Source organism: Epilithonimonas bovis DSM 19482, assembly GCF_900108115.1.
Classification (GTDB): Bacteria; Bacteroidota; Bacteroidia; order Flavobacteriales; family Weeksellaceae; genus Epilithonimonas; species Epilithonimonas bovis.
Genome location: NZ_FTPU01000085.1, coordinates 1 through 1,690 on the forward strand (window position 1 = coordinate 1; position 1,690 = coordinate 1,690).

The following is a 1,690-nucleotide window of genomic DNA, read 5'->3' on the forward strand; positions in this document are numbered from 1 at the left end:
AATTATAAGTAAATATACGAAATTATGTGTAATTACGGATATTCATAATTTTTTTTCAGGTTAACTATTTAAAGATTTGATTTGAAAAAAAATTCGTTTCTTGCACAGAAAATTGACTTTTATTTCTTCATAATTCAATTATTGAGAAAATATTCACAGAATTGAATCATAGAGTAACTTTTTTGAAATGATGATAAAAAATTGGCTTACACACTTATTCCTAATTTCTGCAGGCGCTTTATCAGCACAGGTAGGTATACAGACCTCGCAGGTGGCGCCTTCTGCGATCCTGGAAATTAATACTAATGACTTGCCTGTGGGTAACAAAAAAGGATTTTTGGGACCACGGATTGCTCTCACAGGGAATACCGATAAAACAACTGTCCCCAGCCCAGCGGTGGGGGTTGCTAATCTATAATACGGCTGATGCAGGTGTTTATCCTGCCAATGTTTACGCCAACCGATATTATTATTATTGGAATGGCACCCAATGGGTGGATATTGGCCTAACAACAATTCTCAAAAATTATTTAGCCAACCGCGTTTATAGTCTTAATTCCAAAAGTACGCAGGAGTTTACCTATACCACCATCAACAATACCAGTAATACCAATGGCGGGATACCGGTAACATTTGCAGATACAGATATGGTCGTGAGTATCGGGAATATAGTAACAAAAGCTGCTGAGGTTTTTACAATCAATATAACCGGTCTGTATGAGATCTCTGCCTACGTTAATTATAACCCGAACAGAACCACGATGAATGCAGGACAAAGGGGAGCTTTTCTAAATCTTAAACTGCAACGATCTTTGGATAATGGCAAAACTTGGAGCGATGTTATAGGCAATAGGACTGCCTGGGGAATAAAAGTCACTAATTATCTAAAGACTGTCCTTATGGTCTCTACGCCTGTGTCACTTACTGCTGGCAACAAAATTCGATTAGTGGTACAAAATCCTTTTCCAGTGACAGATCAAACTGTTGTACATGGTGAAGAAACCGGTACGCCGTTGCCCGCAATTACCACTTCTGCTAAAATACCTATTTCAAAAAGTTTAACATTTACACTTTTAGACTATGATTTACAATAGATTTATGAAGCTATCTCAAATGCTTTTAGTTATATCGGGTATTTTTATATCCTCATCTATTTGTGCACAGGGGGTAGGTATTGGTACCACCTCGCCTAATTCGTCTGCGCTTTTGGATCTGGATGCATCGTCGTTGGCTACTAATAATAAAAAAGGTGTTCTCTTGCCGAGAGTAGCTCTGAAAAGCAAAACTGATATTGTCACCATTGCAAATCCTGCAGTTGGCTTGTTAGTTTATAACACAACAGTTTCTGCAACAGACACGTCTATCCAGGCAGATACCTTCTATTTTTGGAATGGCACCACCTGGACAGATGTCTCCACAACCGAAACTATTAAGAAAAAACTCTATGCACAGGTTTTTATTGTAAGTAATACGGGAAATCAGGCGATAGACAAAACAGGTTTTAATAATGGTGTGAACCAACTGGTTACTTTTGATAATGCTGCCTCAGGAGCTATGGTAGTTGATGTTGGCAACAGGGTGTCATTGATTAATAATAACTCGTAGTGCATTATCAAACGAGATTTATTTTTAGGTTGTTTATATTTCTATCAAAAATAAATCTATTCAAAAACTGAATAGTTGTAAGGGT

The 1,690-nt window shown here is 37.4% G+C and carries 3 protein-coding genes; all 3 read left to right on the top strand.

The annotated features are described in order from the left end of the window. Positions 1–187: 187 nt before the first annotated feature. From B0B05_RS16200 to B0B05_RS16210, 3 genes are read left to right on the top strand one after another with little or no spacing between them, the layout of a single operon-like run. Positions 188–418: a hypothetical protein gene (locus B0B05_RS16200; RefSeq protein ID WP_143746068.1), complete on the top strand. Its 231-nt coding sequence runs from the start codon at positions 188–190 to the stop codon at positions 416–418. Then, entirely contained in the window at positions 405–1,094 is a 690-nt protein-coding gene (locus B0B05_RS16205) for a hypothetical protein (RefSeq protein WP_076784605.1), read from the top strand. Before B0B05_RS16200 ends, B0B05_RS16205 begins: the two co-directional genes overlap by 14 nt. A gap of 19 nt (positions 1,095–1,113) precedes the next feature. Next, on the top strand, positions 1,114–1,605 hold the full coding sequence (locus B0B05_RS16210; RefSeq protein ID WP_143746069.1) for a hypothetical protein: 492 nt from the start codon (positions 1,114–1,116) through the stop codon (positions 1,603–1,605). Positions 1,606–1,690 lie beyond the last annotated feature (85 nt).